This is a genomic window from Yoonia sp. (assembly GCF_036007805.1).
Lineage (GTDB): Bacteria > Pseudomonadota > Alphaproteobacteria > Rhodobacterales > Rhodobacteraceae > Yoonia.
The window spans coordinates 1-5,474 of sequence record NZ_DASYOK010000124.1; the positions used below are offsets into that span (position 1 = coordinate 1).

A 5,474-nucleotide genomic window follows, 5' to 3' on the forward strand; every position below is an offset into this window, starting at 1 on the left:
GACGTGCAGATTCTGGACGAAGCGGGCCACCCGATGAAACCCGGCGAATTGGGTGCCATCGCTGTCAAACTGCCCCTGCCCCCGGGCACGTTGCCGACGCTCTGGAACGCCGAAGACCGCTTTGTGAAATCCTACCTGACCACCTTCCCGGGTTACTATGAGACCGGCGATGCGGGGATGATCGACGAGGACGGGTACCTCTACATCATGGCGCGGACTGATGATGTGATCAACGTGGCGGGGCACCGGCTTTCGACGGGGGCCATGGAAGAGGTGCTTGCGGGGCATCCCGACATTGGGGAATGCGCTGTGATCGGGGTGACGGATGAGCTGAAAGGGCAGCTACCCATGGGGTTTGTCTGCCTCAACAAGGGCTGTGAGACGACGCCGGAACAGATCGTGAAAGACTGCGTCAAACGGGTGCGCGATACGATCGGCCCTGTGGCTGCGTTCAAACTGGTTGCTGTGGTTGACCGTCTGCCAAAAACACGGTCGGGCAAGATCCTGCGCGCGACGATGGTTAAGATCGCGGATGGCGAAGCGTTCAAGATGCCCGCAACCATTGATGATCCGGCTATTCTGGACGAGATCAAGGAAGCGTTGAAGCCGCTGGGCTATGCTGGCGGATCGTCATAGGGCATCTGGACATCACCCCGCAAACAAGGCAGCCTTGGCCTCTCGGCGTCCTGCGATCAGAGGGGGTGGACACCCTGTTTCATCATAAGTGGTCTGCTTCATGCCCTTGCTTCAACTCATCTATGCCTCACGTCCATTCGGTTTTGATGCGGGAACCCTGCTGGATATCCTTTTCAAGGCGCGGGCCACGAACGCAGCCGCAGATGTCACAGGCTGCCTGATCTGCCGTGATGATCTCTACCTGCAGTTGCTTGAAGGTCCTGCCGAGAATGTGCAGCACATCTATGACAAGATTACGCGCGACGACCGTCATGTCGAGGTCACCCAGCTTGTGAACCAGCCGGTCACCGAGCGGATGTTTGGCGCATGGGCCATGCGGGACGATCCGGTGCAAACATGGATGTGGACCCGCGAAGAGGTCGACCGCGGCGCGGCGCATAGCGCGTCCAAAGACGACGTCTTGCAGATTTTCAGCAGGCTTGCTGCACAGCCGCAGGAAAATTCCTAAGCGAACTGCTCCCTGATCAAACGTTCCTCCAGCCCATGCCCCGGATCGAACAGGATCCGGTGCCGGACCGACGGTTCCGAGTGGATTTCCACACTGACTACATCGCGTACTGATTTCCCGTCGGCATCGGCCATCACGGGGCGTTTGCCCGGATCAATCACGTCGAACCGCACCACCGCCTTTTTCGGCAGCAGCGCCCCCCGCCAGCGGCGGGGGCGAAAGGCGGCCATTGCCGTCAGCGCCAGAACGTCCGACCCGATGGGCAGGATCGGCCCGTGCGCGGAATAGTTATAGGCCGTTGACCCCGCAGGTGTTGCCACCAGCGCGCCATCGCAGACAAGCTCGTTCATCCGCAGCTTGCCATCCACAGTAATCCGCAGTTTCGCCGCCTGCGGGCCCGCGCGCAGCAGGCTGACCTCGTTGATTGCCAGCGCCTCATGCATCGCGCCATCAACGGTCAGCGCGGTCATGGTCAGCGGGTTGATCACCTCTTCCTCGGCTTCATCCAGCCGCGTCTGCAGATCATCCGCGTGATATTCGTTCATCAAGAACCCGACAGTGCCGCGGTTCATCCCGTAAACTGGCACATCCAATCCCTGCGTGGCGTGCAGGGTTTGAAGCATGAAACCATCCCCCCCGAGGGCAACAATCACATCAGCCTCATCCTGCGGCACGTCCCCATGCTTTGCGGCCAAAGCGCGCAAGGCATTTTGTGCAATCGGCACAGGACTGGCGACAAAGGCGATCTTGGGGCGCGGCATGACGTAAAAACCTTTCAGTTCCGATAAGTTGTGCGGTGATCGGACCCGAAACGCAAGCCGCCGATACGAAACCCTTAATGGCGCGCTCATAAACATCTTGGTCGTTTTGATGCTTTTGGCGAGGAACGACCTAGGGTAAGAGGGCGCAAGTCTGTTATTTTTTGGCACCTTTAGGGGGGATGCACCCATGAACATCACTGTCCGCGACAACGGGTTTTTCACCGAAACACTGGAAACACGCGACCCAGCACTGCACGCCGCGATGCAAGCAGAGCTGAAACGCCAGCGCAAAGAGATCGAGCTGATCGCGTCAGAAAACATCGTCAGCGCCGCCGTGATGGAAGCGCAGGGCGGCGTGATGACGAACAAATACGCCGAAGGCTACCCCGGCCGCCGCTATTACGGCGGATGCGAGCATGTGGATGTGGCCGAGAACCTTGCCATCGACCGCGCTTGCGAACTCTTCGGATGCAGCTTTGCCAATGTGCAGCCCAATTCCGGGTCTCAGGCCAATCAGGGTGTCTTTCAGGCGCTGATCAAGCCAGGTGATACGATCCTTGGCATGTCGCTTGATGCAGGTGGTCACCTGACACATGGAGCCAAACCTAACCAGTCAGGCAAAATTTATAACGCCATCCAGTACGGCGTGCGTCAGCAGGACAGCCTGCTGGACTATGATCAGGTGCAGGAACTGGCAACGGAACATCAGCCCAAGCTGATCATCGCCGGTGGTTCGGCCATTCCGCGGATCATCGACTTTGCAAAAATGCGCGAAATCGCAGATAGTGTCGGGGCCTACCTGCTGGTCGACATGGCACATTTTGCGGGTCTTGTGGCCGCGGGCCTCTACCCCTCGCCTTTCCCGCACGCGCATGTCGCGACGACGACCACACATAAAACTCTGCGCGGCCCCCGCGGCGGCATGATCCTGACCAATGACGAGGCGCTGGCGAAAAAGTTCAACTCGGCCATCTTCCCGGGCATTCAGGGCGGTCCACTGATGCATGTGATCGCAGGCAAGGCTGTCGCCTTTGGCGAGGCGCTGCGCCCTGAATTCAAGACCTATCAGGCACAGGTTGTCAAAAACGCCCAAGCGCTGGCCGACCAGTTGATGAAAGGTGGCCTTGATATCGTCACCGGCGGCACCGACACGCACCTGATGCTGGTTGATTTGCGCCCCAAAGGCGTCAAAGGCAACGCGACCGAGAAGGCGTTGGAGCGCGCCCATATCACCTGCAATAAAAACGGCATCCCCTTTGATCCGGAAAGCCCGATGGTCACGTCCGGCATCCGTCTGGGGTCACCCGCCGGCACGACACGCGGCTTTGGCGAGCCCGAGTTCCGTCAGATCGCTGACTGGATCGTGGAAGTGACCGAAGGTCTGGCCGCCAATGGTGAGGACGGCAACGGCGAGGTTGAAGCCAAAGTGCGCGCCGAGGTCGAAGCGCTCTGCGACCGCTTCCCGATTTATCCGAACCTGTAAAAGATCAAGCAGCCCGGCGGCAACGCCGGGCACGCCCCCCGCTGCCTAGATAAACCCGCGCACCCACAGCACGCCAAGCAGCAAAACCCCCGTCACCAGCAATGCAAACATGACCGATGCCAGCATGTTCAGTGCGGCATTGCGTCTTTGCGCGCCAATATCAACCGTATCCAGATGGGCCAGTATATTGCGATGGGCCTTTTTCGCCTTGGTCATATCGATCATGCGCGCCAGTTTGGGGTTGTCACTCAGCGCCACAGCCTGCGCCAGATAGGTGGCATCATTGCGGACGTGACGGGGAAGCTGGCGCCCTGCCCTGCGGATCTGCGCATCCAAACTACGCCCACGCACGCGCAGCTTGTCCTGCAACGCGGCACGCACCTCATCCACCATTTGACGCATCGTTTCTGCCATGGCGCCACCGTTAGTGCGTGTCGGAAATTTGCTCAATCCCTCTGGTCCCCGATGGCACAGACAGGTAGCAGTAGATGCATGTTGAACACGGTGACATATGACGGGCCTGCGGGCACACCTTTGCTGATCGCGCATGGGCTGTTCGGGTCGGCGCGGAACTGGGGGGTGATTGCCAAGCGGTTGTCGGCCACGCGGCCCGTGATCACCGTTGATATGCGCAATCACGCGGGCAGCGCGTGGTATGACAGCCACAGCTATCCCGATATGGCGGCGGATCTGGCGCAAGTTATCACGCAACCCACTGATGTCATTGGACATTCCATGGGGGGCAAGGCGGCGATGGTGCTGGCGCTGACGCAGCCTGCGCTGGTGAACCGCCTCGTTGTCGCCGATATCGCGCCGGTGACCTATACCCATAGCCAGATGGGGCCGATTGCGGCGATGCGCGGGGTTGATCTGGCGGGTATCGAGACCCGCGGGGATGCCAAGGCGCAACTGACGGGGCTGGAACCGGGGGTGGCGGAATTTCTGCTCCAAAGCCTTGATATGAAAGAGAAACGCTGGCGGCTTAACTTGGATGTACTGGCCGCCGAGATGGACAAGATCATCGGGTTTCCGGAAATTTCAGGGCAATTCGACGGGCCGACGCTTTTCCTGTCGGGGGCCAATTCGCCCTATGTCCAGCGCGAGGCACGGCCGCAGATCAAGGCGCTTTTCCCGGGTGCGATCTTTGCCAAAATTCCCGGCGCGGGGCACTGGCTGCATGCGGAAAAACCGCGCGAATTCACGGCGGCGGTCAGCGCATTTCTGGCGTAAACATCCTGTACACAACCTGTACACACCCTGTACATACGCGATGCACTCTCTTGCCACGGCGGGGGGCGGTGCTAGGATTGCCGAAACATCACTCTCGAAGGAGCCTCCCATGACCCGTATCGCCCTGATCATCGCCATCCTTGGTCTTGCCGCTTGTGAAACCGTGCAAGGGGTTGGGCGTGATATCACCAACGCGGGCGCGGCCATCGACCGGTCGCTCTAGGGCATCAGACCTTGTTCTTGATAATCGCCTGCGCGACCAGATAGCTGACCGGCAACCCCGCCACCGCACCGACGCCCGCCGCGATCAGGATCGGGACCAATGTGTCATAGCCCGCCGTGAGCGCGACAATGATCAGCGTTCCGGCCAGTGTCGTGCCGATGATGGAATAAAGCATGGATGCAAGGCGCAGCATGTGGGTGTCTCCGTAGCGTTTGATGCTTGCGGCATAGCAATCGCGGAGACGCAGTGTCCTTGATGCAGGTCAAAGGTGGGGGTGCGTAGGGTGGGTGAAACCCACGCGTAGTCGGATCAATTCACGACGCGTGGGTTTCACCCACCCTACGTTCGCTGAGGCCGCGACAGACACGCCCCTGCCCGAGATCGACGCGCTGGTGGCAGAGGTCGAGACGGTGAAAGCAGGCGCGAAAGAGGCGCTGCGGGCCGAGGCCGCAGCGGCGCTCGCGCGGTTGAAGGCGGTGGATGAGGATGGCTGGCGGGAGGTTCGGGGTGGGTGAATGACCAAAAAAGACTGTTTTGATTTAACCCGCTACGCTCTAGTTTGAAAGATATGAAAAGTAAACACGACAACCCCTTCGACCTTCTCGCCGAGCTGGAACTGAACGCAGGCGATGC

9 protein-coding genes are annotated in these 5,474 nt (G+C 59.9%); 6 read left to right on the top strand and 3 right to left on the bottom strand.

Annotated features, from left to right (window positions below):
• Together VGP75_RS06850 and VGP75_RS06855 are read left to right on the top strand one after the other, a co-directional pair.
• Window positions 1–636 (top strand): AMP-binding enzyme (locus VGP75_RS06850; RefSeq protein WP_414727784.1); only part of this gene is annotated, 636 nt, incomplete at its 5' end.
• Between the two features lie 100 nt (window positions 637–736).
• The gene (locus tag VGP75_RS06855; protein ID WP_327542943.1) at window positions 737–1,144 is read left to right on the top strand and encodes a BLUF domain-containing protein; all 408 of its coding nucleotides are present in this window, start codon (window positions 737–739) and stop codon (window positions 1,142–1,144) included.
• Here VGP75_RS06855 and VGP75_RS06860 read toward each other — a convergent pair.
• Complete coding sequence (locus VGP75_RS06860) at window positions 1,141–1,905, bottom strand: NAD kinase (RefSeq protein ID WP_327542944.1); 765 nt, start codon at window positions 1,903–1,905, stop codon at window positions 1,141–1,143. The genes VGP75_RS06855 and VGP75_RS06860 overlap by 4 nt on opposite strands.
• A 187-nt stretch (window positions 1,906–2,092) precedes the next feature.
• Here VGP75_RS06860 and glyA point away from each other — a divergent pair, with 187 nt between their 5' ends.
• The gene (glyA, locus tag VGP75_RS06865; RefSeq protein ID WP_327542945.1) at window positions 2,093–3,388 is read left to right on the top strand and encodes a serine hydroxymethyltransferase; all 1,296 of its coding nucleotides are present in this window, start codon (window positions 2,093–2,095) and stop codon (window positions 3,386–3,388) included.
• 45 nt (window positions 3,389–3,433) lie between these two features.
• On the opposite strand, the gene VGP75_RS06870 is transcribed toward glyA, so the two are convergent.
• Window positions 3,434–3,802 carry a hypothetical protein gene (locus tag VGP75_RS06870; protein WP_327542946.1) on the bottom strand — a complete coding sequence of 123 codons (369 nt, stop codon included), beginning with the start codon at window positions 3,800–3,802 and terminating at the stop codon, window positions 3,434–3,436.
• A 78-nt stretch (window positions 3,803–3,880) separates the two neighbouring features.
• Here VGP75_RS06870 and VGP75_RS06875 point away from each other — a divergent pair, with 78 nt between their 5' ends.
• Entirely contained in the window at window positions 3,881–4,618 is a 738-nt protein-coding gene (locus VGP75_RS06875) for an alpha/beta fold hydrolase (RefSeq protein WP_327542947.1), read from the top strand.
• Between the two features lie 109 nt (window positions 4,619–4,727).
• On the top strand, window positions 4,728–4,841 hold the full coding sequence (locus VGP75_RS06880; RefSeq protein ID WP_055291933.1) for an entericidin A/B family lipoprotein: 114 nt from the start codon (window positions 4,728–4,730) through the stop codon (window positions 4,839–4,841).
• Window positions 4,842–4,845: 4 nt separating this feature from the next.
• Here the strand turns inward: VGP75_RS06880 and VGP75_RS06885 are convergent, their stop codons facing one another.
• Complete coding sequence (locus VGP75_RS06885) at window positions 4,846–5,034, bottom strand: CTP synthetase (protein ID WP_327542948.1); 189 nt, start codon at window positions 5,032–5,034, stop codon at window positions 4,846–4,848.
• A gap of 130 nt (window positions 5,035–5,164) precedes the next feature.
• Here VGP75_RS06885 and VGP75_RS06890 point away from each other — a divergent pair, with 130 nt between their 5' ends.
• On the top strand, window positions 5,165–5,356 hold the full coding sequence (locus tag VGP75_RS06890) for a hypothetical protein (RefSeq protein WP_327542949.1): 192 nt from the start codon (window positions 5,165–5,167) through the stop codon (window positions 5,354–5,356).
• Window positions 5,357–5,474: the final 118 nt, after the last annotated feature.

Excerpts from the sequence above, each read along its gene's own strand:
- VGP75_RS06855 (WP_327542943.1), top strand. The coding sequence starts at position 737 with ATGCCCTTGCTTCAACTCATCTATGCCTCACGTCCATTCGGTTTTGAT.
- VGP75_RS06860 (WP_327542944.1), bottom strand. The coding sequence starts at position 1,905 with ATGCCGCGCCCCAAGATCGCCTTTGTCGCCAGTCCTGTGCCGATTGCA.
- glyA (WP_327542945.1), top strand. The coding sequence starts at position 2,093 with ATGAACATCACTGTCCGCGACAACGGGTTTTTCACCGAAACACTGGAA.
- VGP75_RS06870 (WP_327542946.1), bottom strand. The coding sequence starts at position 3,802 with ATGGCAGAAACGATGCGTCAAATGGTGGATGAGGTGCGTGCCGCGTTG.
- VGP75_RS06875 (WP_327542947.1), top strand. The coding sequence starts at position 3,881 with ATGTTGAACACGGTGACATATGACGGGCCTGCGGGCACACCTTTGCTG.
- VGP75_RS06880 (WP_055291933.1), top strand. The coding sequence starts at position 4,728 with ATGACCCGTATCGCCCTGATCATCGCCATCCTTGGTCTTGCCGCTTGT.
- VGP75_RS06885 (WP_327542948.1), bottom strand. The coding sequence starts at position 5,034 with ATGCTGCGCCTTGCATCCATGCTTTATTCCATCATCGGCACGACACTG.